Here is a 17,852-nt window from a genome sequence, read left to right on the forward strand (position 1 = left end):
GCATACGGCAGCTCCGTCTAAGGTTTGTGGCTGCTGTCATCGCGAGATGCAGCGGCGACAAATCCGACAAGGAGGAAAGCGCGGGCGGGTTTCGATATATTATGGGGATTGTGGGCTACGGCTGCGGTAACCGATGCGCGGGGCGACCGGTTGCATGACGACAGGCAGTTCGAATGTGTCGGTTCTCCCGGCCCGATTTGGCCAGTTGATCTCCCATCTCTCTGCCAAAAGCCTGATGCAGCTCAGATTTTAGCGAGGTGGCCGCACCAACCGGTCCGGCGTCTGCGCAAGGAAGGGCCGGGTTTGCTCGATGTATCATGCGGCGTCCTCCCATGGTGGCGCGCGGGACTTGGGTGTTTGTCCGCGTTTGAAGGTCTCTATGACGATCATGGCACCGCCGCACTTCGGGCAAGGCTGAGACTGGTCGCGCTCGTCAGTATCGACGGTCTGACCTTCATCGGCATTGTTATTGGCTTCCGCTTCAACTTCCAGCAACTTCCTGATCATCTTGATGCGTTCACGGCGAATGCCGTTTGCGAGGAAGCCTGTGTGGCGGATGCGATGGAAGCCGGAGGGCAAGACATGGGTCAGGAAGCGGCGGATGAACTCTGGCGTGCTCAGATGCATGATCCTCATCCGATCACCATGTTTGATACGGTAGTCTTTCCAGCGGAAAGCCACGGTGTCGGCATCGGCGCTGATCAGTCGATGATTTGAGATCGCCACGCGGTGCGTGTAACGGCTCAAGTATGCCAATACGGCCTCCGGTCCGCCGAAGGGTGGCTTGGCATAAACGACCCAGGCGGCTTTTCGCAGCGGGGCAAGGTGGGCCGCGAAGGTATCCGGGTCAGCCAACTTTGCCAGATCACCGAAGAAGACCAGCTTGCCTGCCTTGTGCAACCGGATCAGACCTTCGAGGAACAAACGCCGAAACAGTCGCGACAGGACCTTCACCGGCAGGAAGAACCCAGGTCTGCAGGCGGTCCAGCGGGCGCCGTCCGGCGATAGCCCACCGCCCGGCACAATGACATGGACATGGGGGTGATGGGTCATCGCAGACCCCCATGTGTGCAGCACGCTGGTCATGCCAATCTTTGCGCCAAGGTGTCTTGGATCAGCTGCGATGGTCAGCAGCGTCTGTGACGACGCCTTGAACAGCAGACCATAGACCGCTGCCTTGTTCTGATAGGCAATATCGGCGATCTGGGCTGGCAAGGTGAAGACCACATGGAAGTATTCGGCCGGTAACAGGTCTTCCATCCGCGCCTGCATCCAGCCCTGGGCTGCCGCGCCCTGACACTTTGGACAATGCCGGTTGCGACAGGAGTTATAGGCAACATGCTGATGATCGCATTTGGTACAGGCAGCGACATGCCCGCCAAGCGCTGCGGTCCGGCAAGCCTCGATAGCAGACATCACCTTCAACTGCGGCAGGTTAAGGTGTCCGGCGTGGTCCCGGCGATAGGCAGCACCATGGGCGCGGAAGATATCCGCGACCTCCAGTTTGGGGCGGGGCATCGGAGCCGAGGTTTATCCGGCCCCAGCTTCCCTGCGCACCAGCAGATCAAGCGGGCTGGTGACGTCGCGGATCGTCTTGGTGGCCACCTGTGTGTAGATCGTCGTCGTTTCCAACTTGGCGTGCCCCAGCAGAACCTGAATGACCCGAATGTCGGTTCCGCCCTCAAGCAGATGTGTGGCAAAGCTGTGCCGGAGCGTGTGAGGTGACACAGCCTTCTTGATCTCGGCAAAGTCGCAGGCTACCCCGAAAGCCCGATTGAACTGCCGCGTCGAGATCGGGTCGATGCGATTGCGACCCGGGAACATCCAGCCCCCTGGACGCGCTTCGCGGTAATAGTCGCGCAGAAGATCCAACAGGCTTGGTGACAACATCACATGGCGGTCCTTGCCGCCCTTGCCCTGGTCCACCCGGATCAACATGCGGTCGCTGTCGATATCGCCAACCTTCAAATGCGTGACTTCACTCGCCCGCAACCCGCCACCATAGGCCACGCTGAACGCTGCCCGATACCTCAGCCCTGGTCCGGGCGCGGCTTCAAGAATACGCGCGACCTCTTCGGCGCTCAGCACCACCGGGATCTTCTTGGCGGCACGCTGATATCGCATATGCCGCTTCATCTCGGGGCGCGGACACGTCGTTGCAAAGAAGAAACTCAACACTGTCAGCCGGTTGTTGAAGGTCGGCGCACCAACTCCGCGTTCCTTCATATCCAGTTGAAACGCCCGCAATTCTTCTGGCGTGGCGCTATCCGGCGCGTGCCCCAAGAAGAGGGTGAAATCGCGCATCCCTCGCAAATACATCGTCTGCGTCTTCGACTGCAGCCCTTTGATCCGCATGTCTTCGAGAAACCGCTGGCGCAGCGCCGGTACATACTGGTCTGACATTGAAACCTCCTATCGTCAGATTGAGAAGGTCCCAATCGTCCGACAGGTGCGTCAGTTCACCAAATCGCTACGCTCCCATCAGCGCGCATCACCCGCCACAAGCGCCAATACCGCGAGAGCGGTTTCGTCCTTGTCGGCGAAGCAGACTTTCACTTCACTCCAACCAATGGCCGCTTCTATGGTGTCGGTATGAATGGCCGTTCGGTCGACAAACACGCCCTCACTTGGATTGGGAATATACCTCGACTAACTTATGGGTGCTCATTAACATTTGGTGGGGCATGACTTGATTGGAGATAGACACGTGTCGAGCAATGAGAAACGGCCGCTTAGTGACGACGACCGCATGGCTATGGTGGCAGCCGCGCAAGAGGCCGTGGCATATCGTGCTGGCCTCAACTCATCTACGGTCAAGCCGGAGTTGAGGCCTGCCGCTTTCGCATCACAGTTCGACACAACCCTTCCCCAACAAGGCGCATCTGCATCATCTGTGATCGACAACTTGATTGCCACTGCTGGCAAGGGTCTCCAAGGTCATGCATCCCCACGGTTTTTCGGCTATGTTTGTGGTGGATCTATGCCCGTTGGGGCGGCAGCGGATTTCCTTGTGACGTCGTGGGGACAGAACGCGGCTTCTTCATGGGAAAGTCCGTCTGCAGCTGTCATCGAACAGACGGTGTGCCAATGGTGTCTAGAGCTTCTTGGCTTGCCTTTGGAGAGTGGGGTCGGAATTGTCTCAGGGGCCACGGTGGCAAATACCCAAGGTATAATTGCCGCGCGGGACACATTGCTGAAACGACAGGGGTGGGACGTTTATGAAAATGGTCTCTTCGGTGCGCCTGACGTTCCTGTCTTCTTAGGTGATGCGGCCCATTCTGCGCCAATGGCTGGCGTACGCTACGCTGGGCTCGGGCTTGGTCGCGCGACACGCCTTGCAACAGATGATCAGGGCCGTATTCTCATCGACGCGCTTCGGTCAGCGCTGGCGACCTGCAAAAATCCTCCTTTAGTTATTCTTCAGGCGGGGCAGATCAACACCGGTGCTTTCGACCCGTTCGCGGAGGCTATTCCGTTGATCCACGAGGCAGGTGGCTGGGTGCATGTCGACGGTGCGTTCGGACTGTGGGCACATGCTGTGCCCGAATTGCGGGATCGTCTGGCAGGTGTAGATCGCGCAGACAGCTGGGCCGTCGATCTGCATAAATGGCTTAACGCTCCTTATGACGCAGGGCTTTGCATCGTGCGCGACCGCGCTGACCTCGTCTCCGCGATGAGCGCGCGCGGAGACTATTTGCCGGAGATCGGAGAAACCTGGGAGCCAAGTGAATCAACGCTCGAGCTAAGCCGCCGCGCGCGAGGCATTCCAAGTTATGCCATCATTAAACATCTGGGCGCCAAAGGTGTTCGCGCGATGATCGCGCATCATTGTGCATTGGCGACATATCTGGCGGATCGATTGGCCGCTGAGGCCGCCATCACGATCATGAATGACGTTGTGCTCAATCAGGTGGCCATAGCCTGCGAGACCGACGAAAAGACGACGACGGTGTTAAAGAGGATTCAAGAGAAGGCAATGGTTTATCCCAGTCATGGTGTTTGGCTGGGCCGTCAGATTATCCGTGTTTCGATCATCAACCATGCAACAGATTTCGCCGATATCGACATTCTAATCGATGAAATTTTGGAGGCGTCTAGAGGCGTTTGATGATCGTCCAAACCAAGAAGAGTCGTTTTCAGGACCACGACAATAACTCAGGCACCCAACGCAAAAACTAAGGCCAAACTGCATGAGTTTCCTGAAGCGGCCATTCGTGCAAGCTGCAAAATCCTGCAATGAGGGCTCTCCCGACACCTTCGCTGCGTTGGTCGGCGATGACCGGTTCGGAAAGGCCTGTCTCATTCGCGGCGGCTACACCAAGATCAGTTATGGTGCCCCGCTCGATCCCAACAGGGGCGTGCCGTCCAATGCCTGCCCAAAGGTAACCCAGACGATAGTCAGCCCCACGATTGCAGCAATCCAGACAGGGCCCCTCGCAAAAGAGGGCGTGACACGGTCGGAGAGCCACCCAATGAAGGGAAGTGTCTGAATCAAGTGGGTTGCAAAGAAATGTGGGGCCCTCAAGTCGCCGCCAGTCGTCGACCAACCCACAATCGGCAATCCTGTGGCGTCCGTCAGATCGCCGCCCACCCAATGTCCGGTCGGGGTCAGTTGCATGCTGGACATCGCGCCAGCTGTAACAAGAGTGGCAAGCGTTCCTAGGGTTGCCCCAAGAACCACCCCCGTCCGCAGGCCCGGCCCGATCTCACTGCGGGCTCCACGCCAAATCGCGACGCCAATGATCACCGTTCCAATCATGACAACGAAAACGGCAGCCCCCATACCGTAGTAAGCGAATTCCTCCCAACGTGTGTCGCGGTTGAAATGGGAGGCGCGTCCCCGTGCCGCCTGCAGGGCGATGTAAAACAGTTCCAGCAGAACGGCCGCACAGGTGACCGAAAGCGTCCAACGGATCGTGCGGCTTTTTTGAATGTCCGCTCGCAAGAAAGATATGAAAATCAATAGAGTCACGACATGGAGTGCGAAAGACACGTTGAACTTTGTAGGTTTGGTCCAGACCGATATGCCGTTAAGCGTCCTGCCATCGAAAATGCCAGCATTCAGAGTAAGGAACGTCATTGCCAAAAGAATAATGACAGTTAGTCGACCAAAGGAAGATGCTTTGGTTGTCTCCATACGACGATTACTCCGGCTCAAATTCGACGGTCAAAACCCAATTTGATTCTATGTCCTGAACGCTTCGTAAAGCAAGCCTAAGCCCGGCCACTTCCCATCTGCGACACAAAAAGCGACCGTTCATAAATGGCGCAGCATCTGTCACTTCGGGCTCGTTCCTGCCGTTAGCTGCGCGACGCATGAACGTCAGCTATACGAGTCTCGTGCTGTTTTCACTGCACTGATACGGGCCGCAACATGTCATCGGTGTCCAATTTCAGGGCGCTGCGCCACAGGGGCGTCTTGAAGACGTGATGCACATGTTTGCCTTCGCGCTCTTCACGGGTCTGGACAAGCAGCCCTGCCCATTCAAGTGGGTGCAAGACGCAAGATGAGAAGGTGGCCATTTCGCGCCATCCCGCAATGTCCCAATCATGTTCCTCGCCATAGAACGCCGCGAACAACGCGCCTTCGGTTGTCCCGTGATCTGCCTCGACGTTGATCACGTTCATCCAGACATCCCACTTGCCGAATGGACGATCCTCAAAGCGCGCATAGGACGCGTGATCGATCTGGAGAATGAAGAAGGGGACCAGTTCAGCGAATAGCTTCCCCGGTGTCTGTGCCAGTTCCGTACCGCGCTTGGTCAGCCGGAATTCATCTTTGAAGTGCCGCCCCAAGCGCAAGGTGATTAAGAGGAAATGCAGGAGCTCGAGCGGCGGGAACTCGTATTCGTTAATGACTTTGTTGTAGCGGAACATCTCCTCCGCGCTGCTGCCGGGCCAGTCAAAATGCTCAACCGCCCAATGCACGAAGACGCGCTTGAACGCCTTGGTCTTTGTCAAACCAATGGCCTCGTGCTCCTGCGCGTACTGCAGCGTTAACAGCGCCGCCCGCAGCAACGGCGAGTGCTTTAGGTCAGGGTGGTCATTAGAGAGAGTGCGGAATTTGATCATGACGGAATGCTGCCACAAGGTTTTCGGGCAGGCCAGATCCAAAAAGGCCACCTGTTTGAGGGGGGACTCGTCAAACGTTGACAAGGCGTTGACAAGTACCGCGCAAGCAAAAGCCCGACTGATTAGGTCGGGCTTTAAGCGTTTGATTTAGCGTTGTTTTTTGGTTGCGGGAGTAGGATTTGAACCTACGACCTTCAGGTTATGAGCCTATGGACCCAGATTTTCACTAATCTTTTCAATTCAGTAGCTTAGCCTACAAGCCTTTGAAATCGCAAAACCTGATGGTCGTCGTTCGATGGAGATGCACGGATTTCGAAGGATTGTCGCGGGTTGGAGCGGACCAAAACTGCATACATGGGTTGAGGTGGCGTTGAGGTGGACAGGACGATTCTGATCTAAGCATAATCATACAGCATGCTGCCGCAGCGCATTTGACCCTCGTCTTTCCCTCGGGCGATTGAACGGACGGAGGCACCGTCAAATCCTTCACATTCGAGTGGTCTTACGTACTCAGACTTTGAGAGACCGCCCCGATCAGACCCGGTAGGCAGCCGCGTGGCTTCTTGCTCAAGTTGTGCTTTTTCCTATACACTTGCACAGAAATGAGGAGACCGCTTGTGACAGACATCACCGAACAGTTGACAAAACTCTTAGGCGACAACGCAGGTGCTCCATTCTTGTTTGTCGGATCGGGTTTTTCGCGCAGATACATCGGTCTTCCTCAGTGGGACGAGCTCCTTGCGAGCTTCTGTGGCGAAATTCGTGAATTCGGTTATTATGCGTCACAAGCCAACAACGACCTTCCAAGCGCCGCAAGCCTCATGGCGAAGGATTTTAACGAGGTTTGGTGGAATTCAGAAAACTATGCAGCCTCCAGAGCGAGCAATAAGGCAATCGTTCGCGAATATGCTTCCGCTCTGAAAGTTGAAATCGCAGCATACCTGACCCGTCAATCTTACACACGCGTCCCTGATGAATCTCTCGCAAGGGAGCTTGCAGCAATACCGCGACTGAACGTTGACGGAATAATAACCACAAATTGGGATATATTTCTTGAGGAGCTTTTCCCCGACTATAAGGTGTTTATTGGCCAAGAGGAATTGCTATTCTCTAATCCGCAATCTGTAGCGGAGATTTATAAGATTCATGGTTGCGCAAGCCAACCAAATAGCCTTGTGCTGACCCAAGAAGATTATGATAGGTTTGAAGCAAAGAATGCATACCTTGCAGCCAAGTTGATCACTATATTTATTGAGCACCCGGTCATCTTCATGGGATACAGCTTAGGTGACAAGAATATTCAAAGCATAATCTCGTCAATTGTAAGCTGCTTGAGCCAAGACAAACTCGACAAGTTTGGCAGAAATCTTATTTTTCTGCAGCGGTGCAGTCAAAATGAGCCGGGAGGCTTTCAACCATCGATGATGGCCATTGGCGAGACCAATCTGAACATTACCGTGATTAAGACAAATGATTTCACGGAAGTGTTTGATGCGATTGAAACAACTAAAAGGAAAATTCCTTCGCGGATCCTGCGCTACTGTAAAGAGCAAATGTACGACTTAGTTCGCGACACGGAATCTCATGGAAAGCTGGCGGTTGTCGATATTGATCAGATTGAGAATAAAGACGATATTGAATTTGTCGTTGGAGTTGGAGTCGCCGGCCTTCACGAGAAGATTACACAAAAGGGATATCAGGGAATTTCCTTGGATGAAGTGTTTGATGATATTTTAGCACCTTCTTCTAAGTTCAATTCCGACGATCTTCTGAGTGGCGTGTATCCATCACTTCTCAGACGCCCAAATAAATACATACCTGTTTATCGATACCTCCGCCAATCTGGTATTGACAGTATTACGGCCCTGAAATCATCGAAGCACGGCTCTATTGAGGGTCTTATTCGGCGCTCCCAATCTGGACGATTGGCGGGATACCAGGGGCAATATGACAGGATTTGCGTAGGAAAATCCACGCAGGAGATCATTGATCTGGTTACGCCACAAAAGGCGTCAATCCTTCTCCAGTTTCAAAATGACGACCAGATTGACATGGATGCGCTCCACACATTTTTGATTGCAAATCGAGAGAAGTTCAACTCCGAGAACTCAACCTACTCAAGTTATTTCAGAAAGCTGGCCTGCCTGTTTGATCGGCTGAAGTTTGGATTCCCCCTAACCGAGTGACTGCGTGTTCGGCGGTTGGGGCCAACATTTGATTTTGGGTACGCTGCACAGCTGCCTGTTCCGCGCCTAGGGAAGCGAGCTCTCGCCACCGGAACGCCCAACCCCTCCCCAATTCCGGTCTCCGCCTGCATTCCGGCCCTGTCGCCATGCTTAGCTTGATATGGGCGCGAATCTACGCCTCATGTCGGACGGGCAGATGGGGAGCAATCCATGGTCAACAGGCTGAAACTGAATGAGAAAACCGTCCGGGAGGCCGAAAACCTGGGGCGGGATTACCAGATCTTCGACACCGACGTACGTGGGTTCTCGATCACCATCTACCCCTCGGGCAACCGGGCCTTTACGCTGGACTACCGGATCGCGGGACGGCAGCGACGGATGACCATCGGGCGCTGGCCGGAGTGGAACGCGGTCGCGGCGCGCGAACGGGCCAAGGAACTGCGGCGCGACATCGATGAGGGGATCGATCCCCTCAGTCTGCGGGAGACGTCGCGCGAGGCACCGCGGGTCAACGACATGATCGCGCGGTATCTGGCGGAACACACACCGCACCTTGCCGCCCGCAATGCAGCCGATCAACACACGATCATGCACAAGCTGGTAGCGCCCGACTGGGGCAAGAAGCTGGTTACCGAGATCACAAAGGCCGATGTGGAAAAGCTGCTGACCAAGATCGCCGCTGGCCGCGCCCGGCCCTCGAAGGCCAAGCCGAACAATCGGGCGCGCAAGCTGCAGGGGCCTAAGCCCACGCCGGTGCGCGCCAACCGGGTGGGTGAGGTGCTGCGCAAAATGTTCACGCTGGCCATCGACTGGGGCATGCGCGCCGACAATCCCGCCAGCGGCTTCCGCCGCCGGATCGAAGATGAACGCGAGCGGTTCCTGACGCCGGAAGAAATCGGGCGGCTGGCCAAGGCACTGGATGCGGCCAAGGATCAGCGTGCGGCGGGGATTATCCGGCTCTGCATGCTGACCGGCGCGCGGTCGGGCGAGGTGCGTCAGGCGCGGTTTGAACAGTTCAACCTTGACCTCGGCAGCTGGTCAAAACCTGCCGCGACCACCAAGCAGCGCAAGATCCACCGTATTCCGATCTCGGGCGATGTGGCGGCCATCGTGCGCGAGCGGTCACTGCTGGTGCCGCGCGGCAATCCGTGGCTCTTTCCCGGCGACACGCCCGGCCAGCCGGTCAAGGAAATCCGCCGGTTCTGGATCGGAATCCAGACCGAGGCCAATCTGCCCGACGTCCGGATCCACGACTTGCGCCACACCTTTGCATCGCTGTTGGTCAGCGGCGGGGCCTCGTTGGAAATGATCGGCAAGCTGCTGGGCCATACGCAGATGCAAACGACCCAGCGCTATGCCCATCTGATGGACTCGCCCCTGCGCGACGGGGTCAATGCCGTTGCCAGCATCTTCCGGCCCCGGCCGCAGTTGGTGCATGACGCCGATCAGGACCACAAAAGCGCCTGATCGGGTCAAACTTGTCGCCTCATTCCTTTTCGCGCAGCGCGCGCCAGATCGGCGCGATCTTCTTGCGCGTCGTACTTTCCTCCGGAATCTCGCCCGTGGGCGAGTTCTGGGCAAACCAGTCCTGCACCTCGGCGATCAGATCGGCCTGCGTTGCAGGCACGCCATGGTCGTTGATGCGGCGGAACAGCATGATGTTCATGCCCTCCCAATCGTAACGCGGGGCCGAGCCAGGCGACACGAAGTGGCGGCGCAGCAAATCGCGCTCGTCCTCGAACTTCTGCACCTCCTCGGCCAGCAGCATCAGATCGGTGATCTTGATCAATACGCCATCCGCCGGTTCGGTGATGTATTGCCATTCCGTACTGCCCTGCGGCCGGATCCGGAACACCCGGCATTCCTCGTCGCTCGGGCCATGACGGCGGAACATCCGCATCATGTCGGCGGCGGTAACCACCACGATCCCGGCCACCGGCTGCTTGCCACAGATCACCGAGGCGATGCTGGTGACAAGGGTCAGATGGTCGGTCGCCGCCCATCCTGCCAGATCGGCAGCGGCACAACCCCAACGGGCGGATGTTTCGGTAAGGGAATAGAAGGCTCTTGGTGGCAGGGTCATGGCTGGTACGTCCTTTCTTCATTCAGCAATACCCGGGCCAGTACCGGGCATGGCAGGGATCGCGTTCCCGACCAGCGGCTTGCCAACCTGCTCGCCATCCAGAAACACGCCTCAAGGTGTCTTCAATCGGCCATGTCTGGAGAACCGGGTGAAATGCACCTCGTTTATCTGAAACACGCACAGGTAGAATCGGCTTGAGCTGACCAAGACAGCTATTCTTGTTTTAGGCGAATTGTCGTTAACATCCCTGTCAGGTTCGGTCAGGGATTGAAGATGGATAACAAAAGGCTGGGCAAGGCCCTCGACATCATGCGTCTGGCGGAAGAGGCCGCGGCACGGCCCGGTGGCATCAGCCTGGTGCAGATCGTGGAGACCTTCGGCGTGACCCTGCGCACGGCGCAGCGCATGTCACGCGCGCTGGAGGTCGCCTTCCCGATGGTCCAAACCCGGACCGACCAAGCCCGGCGCAAGTGGTGGCAGTTGCCTGACAGCCGCCTGCTGCACATGCAGGGTATCCGCGACAGCGAGCTGTCGGCGCTTGAAATGGGCATCCGGCGCGCGGAACGCGACGGGGCAGCGACAGAGGTCACGGCACTGACATCGCTGCGCAACCGCCTGCTGGCGACGATGCCGCCGACCTTTGCCCGGCGTGCCGAGGTGGATGCCGAGGCGGTGCTGGAAGCACGGGGCCACGCCTGCCGCCCCGGACCCCGCGCGCAGTATTCTGCCCATGTTCTGGGCGTGATCGACGCTGCGCTGAAAGGCCCCTTCACCATGCAAATCGACTATGCAGCGGCGCAGGATACCGCGCCACGGTCGCGGCCGATCGAACCTTATGGCGTGCTGTTCGGCATGCGTGGATATCTGATTGCCCGCGAAATCGGTAACAGCAAGTATCGCCATTACCGTCTGGATCGGATTGCAAGTGCCAGCCTGCTGCAGAATTCCTTCCTGCGCGATCCCGACTTCGATCTTGGCAAACACGCGGCCCGGGCGTTCGGGTCATTCCATTCCGATGCAGAATATGGGCCAGTGGAATGGCGATTTGCGCCTTCAGCGGCCGGGGTCGCGCGGACCTTCATCTTCCATCCTGACCAGCACATGCAGGATGAGGCCGACGGCAGCCTGACCGTCCGGTTCAGCGCTGGGGGCTGGCTGGAAATGGCCTGGCACCTCTATCAATGGGGCGATGCTGTCGAGGTGATCTCCCCGCCTGAAGTGCGCAGCCTCGTCGATGCTTACCGCCGCAGCGATTTTCCCGCCTTGCCCTGACGCCGGAACGGGTGTTTTACCCCGCGCCACCCGGTTGGCGTCGCGCCCTGCCGATGAAATCCAGCTTGCAGCGTTACGCGCCTCGATCAGCAGGGCTGATCTGCCACAGATGACCGGAAATGTCGGAATGGCGCTGGGCGGCGTTTCCGATTCGCATTCCGGGTCAGCAGCACAAACCCAATAAAACAAGGACCGGAATTGTCTCCGGCCTTTCAATTCCGGTCTCTGCCTAGGTTCCGGTCCTTCTCGTCTGCTTCCCTCGCCCCGTCTCCGGCATCTGCCGGGATCTGGATAGGAGACCGAAATGCAGACCATAGCCCCTGCCACGCAGGACCAACCCCTCAACTTGCTGGCCGACTGGATCAGCCGCGAACAGCTGGCCGGTGAACTCGGCATTGCCTGCGACACGCTGGCCCGCTGGGAGGCCCGCCAGCTTGGCCCGCCCTGCACGCGGATCGGACGCAAGGTGCTGTATCGGCGCACGACAGTGGAGAACTGGATCAACGCGCAGGAACAGACCCGCCCGGCGCGGACACGGCGGGGGCGGAAATGAACCACCCCTTGTCCCACTCTCCTGTAATCCCGCCGTCCACCACTGGCGACTGGATGCACGACCGCCTGACCGAGGCGCGCGGCGTCCTCGCTGACACCACCCAGCATCCGGACTCGCTGGTCATCCTCGCGGCACGGGTTGTCATCGGTCAGACCAACGATGCCGTTGAGTGTGGCGATGCGCTGGAGCTGCTGCGCCTACTGGATCGGCGGCCGCTGCACGCCATCGCGGCAGCCGCTTTTCCGAAAGGAGGTGCCGCATGAACCGGCGCAGCACACCCGAAGCCGATGCCCAGCGCGCCATCGTGCAGGCACTGCGGTTCGCCCTGCCGCGCGATGCCATCGTTCATCACTGCGTCAACGAAGTGACTGAGGCCGGACCCCGCGGTGCCAAGCGCCAGTCGATCCTTGTCGGCATGGGCGTCCATGCCGGATTTGCCGATCTGATCGTGATCTGTGGCGGCTGCGTGCTGTTTCTGGAGGTCAAAAGCGCCACCGGCCGATTGCGCAAATCGCAGGAGGTGTTTCGCGACACGGTCTGCGCCCAAGGCTTCGGCTGGGCGCTGGTGCGGTCGGTCGACGATGCGCTGGGCGCGCTGGCCGACCATGGCTTCACCAGTCGCGCGCAACTTCCAGTTCGGAGGGTCGCGCCATGAGCCACAAGGCGACCGTCTGGGCCATCCAGCAACGCGGGCTGAAACCTGCCACCAAGATCGTGCTTTGGTTTCTCTGCGACCGGCACAATCCGGATTTCGGCTGCTTTCCGACGCAGGCGCGGCTGGCCGACGACGCAGAGATGTCGATCTCGGCGCTGAACGACCACCTCACCAAGCTGGAAGAGCTGCGTCTGATCCACCGCGTCCGCATCCATGATCCGCGCACCCACAAGCGTCAGGCCACCCGCTACATCCTGGGGTTTGAAGAGGGGTTTCCACAAGAGCCAACTCCGGAAACCGGAGACGGCTTTTGCGGAACGGAGGAAGAACAGCACACCGACCCAACTCCGGATTCCGGACATGGGGCCATCTCCGGGTTTTCGCCAATCCCATCTCCGGATTTTACCCAAAGCCATCTCCGGAATCCGGAGACTAACCTTGTAAGAGAACCCTTAAGTAAACCTGTAAAGGAGGAGGAGGACGCACGCGCGAAAGTTTCGGATGATTTTTTTGCAGAGCTGCTCACAGCACTGGGCCTCAAAGCCAACGCCACGCTGCCCGCCTGGTGGCAGGGCTGGCCCGCCAAGCTGCACGTCCAGCGCTGGATCGATGATCTCGGGCTGACCGAGGATCGGATCATCGAGGTGGCGACCGAGAGCCGGGGCGATCATCCCAATCCGCCAGATGGCCCCAAGGCCCTCGATAGGTTCATGGAACGCGCGGCCCAGCGCGATGCACAAGCTGCCGCAAGTGGCAGTGGCCGCAACGCCAAGCGCAGCCGCAAGCCCCAAGTCAAGCCGGTGCTTAACCCGGATGAACTGGCAAAATTCTATGCGGACATCGTCAACTCGGACAAGTTTCTGCCTCCCAGCATGATCAGCAACGCCATGTGCGGGGCGATGCTGACGCGAAGACTGGTGACCACGGAACGGTTGCGCCAGCGAGGGGTGCTGTGAATGGCATGGTGCTTCGTCCCCGGCACGGATTGTCCCTCTGCGCAGGTGGCGGAGGCCTTGATCTGGGCCTCATGCTCACTGAGCCCGGCTATCACACCCGAGCCTTTGTCGAGTGGGAGGACTGGCCGCGAACTGTGCTCATCGCCGCCCAGCGCGCAGGCTATTTCGCCCCGGCGCCGATCTGGGATGATCTCCGCAGTTTCGATGCTCGGGTCTTTCACGGCGCCTTCGACATCGTCCTCGCCGGATATCCCTGCCAGCCCTTCAGCGCCGCTGGCAAGCGCGAAGGGACCAACGACCCCCGCCACCTCTGGCCCGATGTCGCCCGCATCACCCGAGAATGCCGCCCCGCATGGGTCTTCCTCGAAAATGTCCCCGGTCACGTCACCCTCGGGCTTGAGACCGTGCTGCGAGAACTTTGGGACATGGGCTACACGCCTGCGGCGAGTCTGTTCTCGGCGGCAGAAGTCGGCGCGCCGCATCAGCGGCTGCGCATCTTCATCCTGGCCCACACCGTTGAGCCTGCATCCCGGCACGGATCGGTACAATCCGGCGGGGAACAGCGATTTCACCCGCAAGGCCGAAGCGCTGGCGCTGGGCATCACCAACAATTGGTCGACACCCAAGGCTACGGACGGCGCGAAGGGTGGGCCGGGCCAGAGCTATGGCTCGGGCGGGGTGCCGCCCCTGCCAGCGCAGGCGGCGCAATGGCAAACGCCGGTGGCGGACGATCAGATGGACCGGCTGCGCGGCAAGATCAACAGCCGGGGCGAGCCGAAGCTGTCGGCGCAAGCGCTGCAATGGCCGACCCCGGCGGCGCAGAACTGGAAGGGATCGAGCGAGACCAGCGTCATACGGGCCGATGGCAAAAGTCGGATGGATATTCTGCATTACCGAGCGGAGCAGGGCTTCACCCACCCGGTCCCGGCGATCATGCCGGATGGGCGGCAGTGCTCCCATCACGCCCCGATCTCGCGCCCGCTCTGGGCTTCAATGATTGCATCGCATGGGCGCGCCGCATGTCGGCGGATCCTGAAGGGCCGGTCGCGGCGACGGCTGAACCCGCTCTTCGTCGGATGGCTGATGGGCTGGCCCATCGGGCACGCGCTTTGCGCCTGCTCGGCAACGGAGTTCATCCTCTGGCAGCAGCACATGCGTGGCGCTCTCTCGCGGCTGCCCATGGCCTCGGGCCCGTGGATTTGGCAACCGACTACCGGGACGGAAGGCCCAACGCAGATGAGCCTGTTTGACGGATTGCAGCCATGAGCGCCCAAGGCAGGATCGGCCGCGCGGGTGGTGCAAAAGTCAAACGCTCGCTGGGTGTCCAGGCGGCGCTGGAATGGGCGTTTCGGGTCGAGCGGGCGCAGCTGGAATTGCCGCCGCCAAAAGACGTGACGGAGGAAGGGTTTGGCTTTGGCCTCGAATACGTCCTCCTCCAGCGTGCCATACTTGGCTGCAAAGTGGACGGCGGGCAGCACAAAATGGGCAGTTACACCCACCCAGACGCAGAGGTGATCGCCGCCACCGTTGCCGGGATCCCTGACAGCCTCGGCGGTATCCGCATGGCGATCCGTATGGCCGAACTGGCAAGGGCCGGGATGACCCCGGACTGGATGCCCGGCGTCGTGCCGCGCTGCGTGCCGGTGGAAATCAAACGCAATCAGCACGGCGAGCGGTCGACGACGGTGGTGGTTGGCACTGAACGGGTGCTGACCCGGGGCAAATGGCGCACCATTGAGGTCTTGGCCTGTCCGGTCACCTGGCGGCCGCATCCGGAACAGATCGCCTCCGTTCGGCGCGGCTATGAGGATTGGTGGCAGGCGCTGGATTGGTTGCGCGATGGGCTTTTGGCAGGGCGCATGTTGCGGGATATGGAGGTGACAACGGCGATGCCGAAGGTTCGGCCATGGCAGCATCAACGCATCGATCCAGTCGTGCAACCTATGCAAATTTGATGAAAAGCTCCTCTTCCATGCCCAGTTCAGTCAACGCTAATTTGAGGCGCTCAAACTTGTTGGTTGAGTCAATATTGCCCTCAATGAAATAGCCTTCCGCGATCTTGACCGCCTGACGCAGTGTGTCGGGTTCGGACGTCAGCTGTATTCTCTCTCCCAGCTTTGTACCTTGGAATGACTCTGGCTGCAGGACCAGTAGCTGCTCAAAAACCTCGACATAGAGTTTGGCGACCTGTGTTACATGTAAACGTGTGCCAAGGAAAACCGCATAGTCCAGGCGCTTGAAGCGGGGCTCCTCCGAGTCGAAAATGTTGACTTCATCGCCATTCGGTTCCGCGAGAACGTCGATCGAAGGTGCTGGCCAGACTTCCAGAAAGCGATTTGCGATACGATCAGCCCGGGCTTCAACCTGCTGGACTCCCCATTCATCAAGGGTCTGAAGATCACGGTTGAGCCATAGGCGGCTGAAGCGATACCCCTGCTCGCCGCCATCTTCGTTCATGTCACGCTTGTCGACGAAAACCTTGTTCCCCAACCGACCGTTGTTTCCGGAAAGAGTGAGGTTCCCAACTGTGTTGAGGTATTGCTCCCCGAGCAAAGCATACTCGTCAGCTGCCAGCTCACTCCGCCAACCTGCTTCCGGATTTTGAGGGAAAATGTGTTCCACCGTTATGCCCGGCACTGTGACATCCACCACTTCCCTGTTTTTGTGGTTTTCCAAGCGGTCGAAGAAATATGTCCGCGTCCGGCTTTTGGTGCTGTAGATATCCTTCTCCCGCAACATCGCCATAACCTCTGCATCCCGCGGGAAACGCTGGCTCCCACCGCGCTGCATCAAGGCACGCTCGATCGACACCAGATACTCTGCGGGTTCGACTCGGTCGTAAAGGCTCATGAAAATCTTGTTCAAGGCATTTGTAGGAAGGCTTAGGATAAACCGGCGCCAGACGTAGCTCTGCACAAGTCGCAGAACGGACGCGAATACGTCGCTAGAAATGGTCCCGGCCGTGAAATCCCGATAGACCGGCATGAGGAAAGGAAAGGCCACATTTACTTCTAGCATCCGGATGTAACCCACCTCGCGCCGGATCATAGGGTCGTTTTCCAGGTTGGGGTTCAGAAGGCGCGCATAAACGTTGGAAAATTCGCGCAACTCTTCAAGGGCATCCATTAAGTCGGAAGAGTTAGGAGCCGGATAACGCTCTTTAAACTTTTCATAGACCGCACCCTTATTGGGAATGTCTTTCTGTTTCAGCGTTAGAAAATCTCGAATGAAATCCGACACTCGGCTTTCGTTCACCTCAAGGTTTCTGGCATTTGCCTCGATAGGCTCCCAAAACTTCCGGAAAACTTGTTCCTGCTCTTTCCGTGGCAGCCCCATCAAGATGTAATTCCGAATCAGGTCAGCCTGCGAAAGCTCTAGGCCCGTCGAATTCAAGCTCTCGAAAATCCGCTGGGGGTTGTCCTTCTGTCGATCGAGGGCAATATCGACAAAGATCAGTTTTGGCAGACCGCGCTGAACAACATCAAAGTTGGTTTCCGTGATGCGCGTTTGGAAGAAACGGAAGTTCTCGATCAGCCGCGAATAGCCGCTGGCCTTCACGGCTTCCTTGGGGTCCATGATTTGTGCCAAGGCCACCTTATTGTTGTCCGTCGGCTTCAGCTTCAGCTTTTCGGTATCTTCAGCGAACTCGTTGATAAGATAGGTCTTATAGATGCGCTGGGCTTGCTGATCTTTCCCCGTGGCGATGGCATGCCGGTAAAGCGCGATGAAGATCAAAGTCAGCGTGGTCAGCCGTTGCTGCCCGTCAATGATCGTCAGCTCGCGCAAGCCCGACGCCGTGTAGACATCGTCATGGACGTAGACGATGCTGCCGATGAAGTGCCCCGACTGGCTCTCGTCAGCGCCGATGGCTAGGATATCATTGAATAACTGCTGGCACTGAACCCGGGTCCAGTCATAGTTTCGCTGGTAAACCGGAATGGCGAAAGCCGTCTCACTGCTGGCCAAGAATCGGTCGACGCGGGTTTCGGCAGCTTTCATGCAATGGCTCCAGATTGCTCATGTTTTCGGGAACCTATGTGATTGCTTGTGGTGAGTCATCAGCTCCAGTGCTCCT

The 17,852-nt window shown here is 58.3% G+C and carries 17 protein-coding genes and 1 pseudogene; 11 read left to right on the forward strand and 7 right to left on the reverse strand.

The window, feature by feature from the left end; all coding sequences use genetic code 11:
- Positions 1-315: 315 nt before the first annotated feature.
- The 3 genes from H9529_RS18155 to H9529_RS18165 form a co-directional block, all read right to left on the reverse strand.
- Positions 316-1,518, reverse strand: a complete 1,203-nt coding sequence (locus H9529_RS18155) for an IS91 family transposase (RefSeq protein WP_092892139.1) — start codon at positions 1,516-1,518, stop codon at positions 316-318.
- A gap of 12 nt (positions 1,519-1,530) precedes the next feature.
- Entirely contained in the window at positions 1,531-2,403 is an 873-nt protein-coding gene (locus H9529_RS18160) for a tyrosine-type recombinase/integrase (protein WP_092892137.1), read from the reverse strand.
- Between the two features lie 78 nt (positions 2,404-2,481).
- Entirely contained in the window at positions 2,482-2,619 is a 138-nt protein-coding gene (locus H9529_RS18165; RefSeq protein WP_176847293.1) for a hypothetical protein, read from the reverse strand.
- 88 nt (positions 2,620-2,707) lie between these two features.
- On the opposite strand from H9529_RS18165, the gene H9529_RS18170 reads away from it, so the two are divergent.
- Complete coding sequence (locus H9529_RS18170; protein WP_143033546.1) at positions 2,708-4,108, forward strand: pyridoxal phosphate-dependent decarboxylase family protein; 1,401 nt, start codon at positions 2,708-2,710, stop codon at positions 4,106-4,108.
- Between the two features lie 219 nt (positions 4,109-4,327).
- Here the strand turns inward: H9529_RS18170 and H9529_RS18175 are convergent, their stop codons facing one another.
- Entirely contained in the window at positions 4,328-5,137 is an 810-nt protein-coding gene (locus H9529_RS18175) for a hypothetical protein (protein ID WP_092892133.1), read from the reverse strand.
- 212 nt (positions 5,138-5,349) lie between these two features.
- On the reverse strand, positions 5,350-6,072 hold the full coding sequence (locus H9529_RS18180) for a hypothetical protein (protein WP_092892161.1): 723 nt from the start codon (positions 6,070-6,072) through the stop codon (positions 5,350-5,352).
- Positions 6,073-6,689: 617 nt separating this feature from the next.
- Between H9529_RS18180 and H9529_RS18185 the strand changes: the two genes are divergently transcribed.
- Positions 6,690-8,258: an SIR2 family protein gene (locus tag H9529_RS18185; protein ID WP_092892131.1), complete on the forward strand. Its 1,569-nt coding sequence runs from the start codon at positions 6,690-6,692 to the stop codon at positions 8,256-8,258.
- Between the two features lie 210 nt (positions 8,259-8,468).
- The gene (locus H9529_RS18190) at positions 8,469-9,725 is read left to right on the forward strand and encodes a tyrosine-type recombinase/integrase (protein WP_092892129.1); all 1,257 of its coding nucleotides are present in this window, start codon (positions 8,469-8,471) and stop codon (positions 9,723-9,725) included.
- A gap of 19 nt (positions 9,726-9,744) precedes the next feature.
- Here the strand turns inward: H9529_RS18190 and H9529_RS18195 are convergent, their stop codons facing one another.
- Positions 9,745-10,341 carry a hypothetical protein gene (locus tag H9529_RS18195; RefSeq protein WP_092892127.1) on the reverse strand — a complete coding sequence of 199 codons (597 nt, stop codon included), beginning with the start codon at positions 10,339-10,341 and terminating at the stop codon, positions 9,745-9,747.
- Positions 10,342-10,614: 273 nt separating this feature from the next.
- Here H9529_RS18195 and H9529_RS18200 point away from each other — a divergent pair, with 273 nt between their 5' ends.
- The 8 genes and pseudogenes from H9529_RS18200 (at position 10,615) to H9529_RS18230 (ending at position 15,732) form a co-directional block, all read left to right on the forward strand.
- Positions 10,615-11,613, forward strand: coding sequence for a helix-turn-helix transcriptional regulator (locus H9529_RS18200; protein ID WP_092892125.1), 999 nt, complete (start codon positions 10,615-10,617; stop codon positions 11,611-11,613).
- Between the two features lie 304 nt (positions 11,614-11,917).
- Positions 11,918-12,166 (forward strand): helix-turn-helix transcriptional regulator, encoded by a 249-nt coding sequence (locus H9529_RS18205; protein WP_092892122.1) that lies wholly within the window; start codon positions 11,918-11,920, stop codon positions 12,164-12,166.
- Between the two features lie 8 nt (positions 12,167-12,174).
- Entirely contained in the window at positions 12,175-12,429 is a 255-nt protein-coding gene (locus H9529_RS18210) for a hypothetical protein (protein WP_223814411.1), read from the forward strand.
- The gene (locus H9529_RS18215) at positions 12,426-12,821 is read left to right on the forward strand and encodes a nuclease (RefSeq protein WP_092892119.1); all 396 of its coding nucleotides are present in this window, start codon (positions 12,426-12,428) and stop codon (positions 12,819-12,821) included. Before H9529_RS18210 ends, H9529_RS18215 begins: the two co-directional genes overlap by 4 nt.
- The gene (locus tag H9529_RS18220; RefSeq protein WP_092892117.1) at positions 12,818-13,777 is read left to right on the forward strand and encodes a helix-turn-helix domain-containing protein; all 960 of its coding nucleotides are present in this window, start codon (positions 12,818-12,820) and stop codon (positions 13,775-13,777) included. The genes H9529_RS18215 and H9529_RS18220 overlap by 4 nt, the downstream gene beginning before the upstream one ends.
- A 71-nt stretch (positions 13,778-13,848) precedes the next feature.
- Positions 13,849-14,241 (forward strand): annotated as a pseudogene (locus H9529_RS21395) (DNA cytosine methyltransferase); the annotation flags it as partial.
- A gap of 52 nt (positions 14,242-14,293) precedes the next feature.
- The gene (locus tag H9529_RS20965) at positions 14,294-15,043 is read left to right on the forward strand and encodes a DNA methyltransferase (RefSeq protein ID WP_223814412.1); all 750 of its coding nucleotides are present in this window, start codon (positions 14,294-14,296) and stop codon (positions 15,041-15,043) included.
- Entirely contained in the window at positions 15,040-15,732 is a 693-nt protein-coding gene (locus H9529_RS18230) for a hypothetical protein (protein ID WP_092892113.1), read from the forward strand. Before H9529_RS20965 ends, H9529_RS18230 begins: the two co-directional genes overlap by 4 nt.
- Here H9529_RS18230 and H9529_RS18235 read toward each other — a convergent pair.
- Positions 15,719-17,776, reverse strand: a complete 2,058-nt coding sequence (locus tag H9529_RS18235) for a DUF262 domain-containing protein (protein WP_092892111.1) — start codon at positions 17,774-17,776, stop codon at positions 15,719-15,721. The two genes, H9529_RS18230 and H9529_RS18235, sit on opposite strands and share 14 nt — an antisense overlap.
- Positions 17,777-17,852 lie beyond the last annotated feature (76 nt).

The organism is Roseicitreum antarcticum (genome assembly GCF_014681765.1).
Taxonomy (GTDB): domain Bacteria; phylum Pseudomonadota; class Alphaproteobacteria; order Rhodobacterales; family Rhodobacteraceae; genus Roseicitreum; species Roseicitreum antarcticum.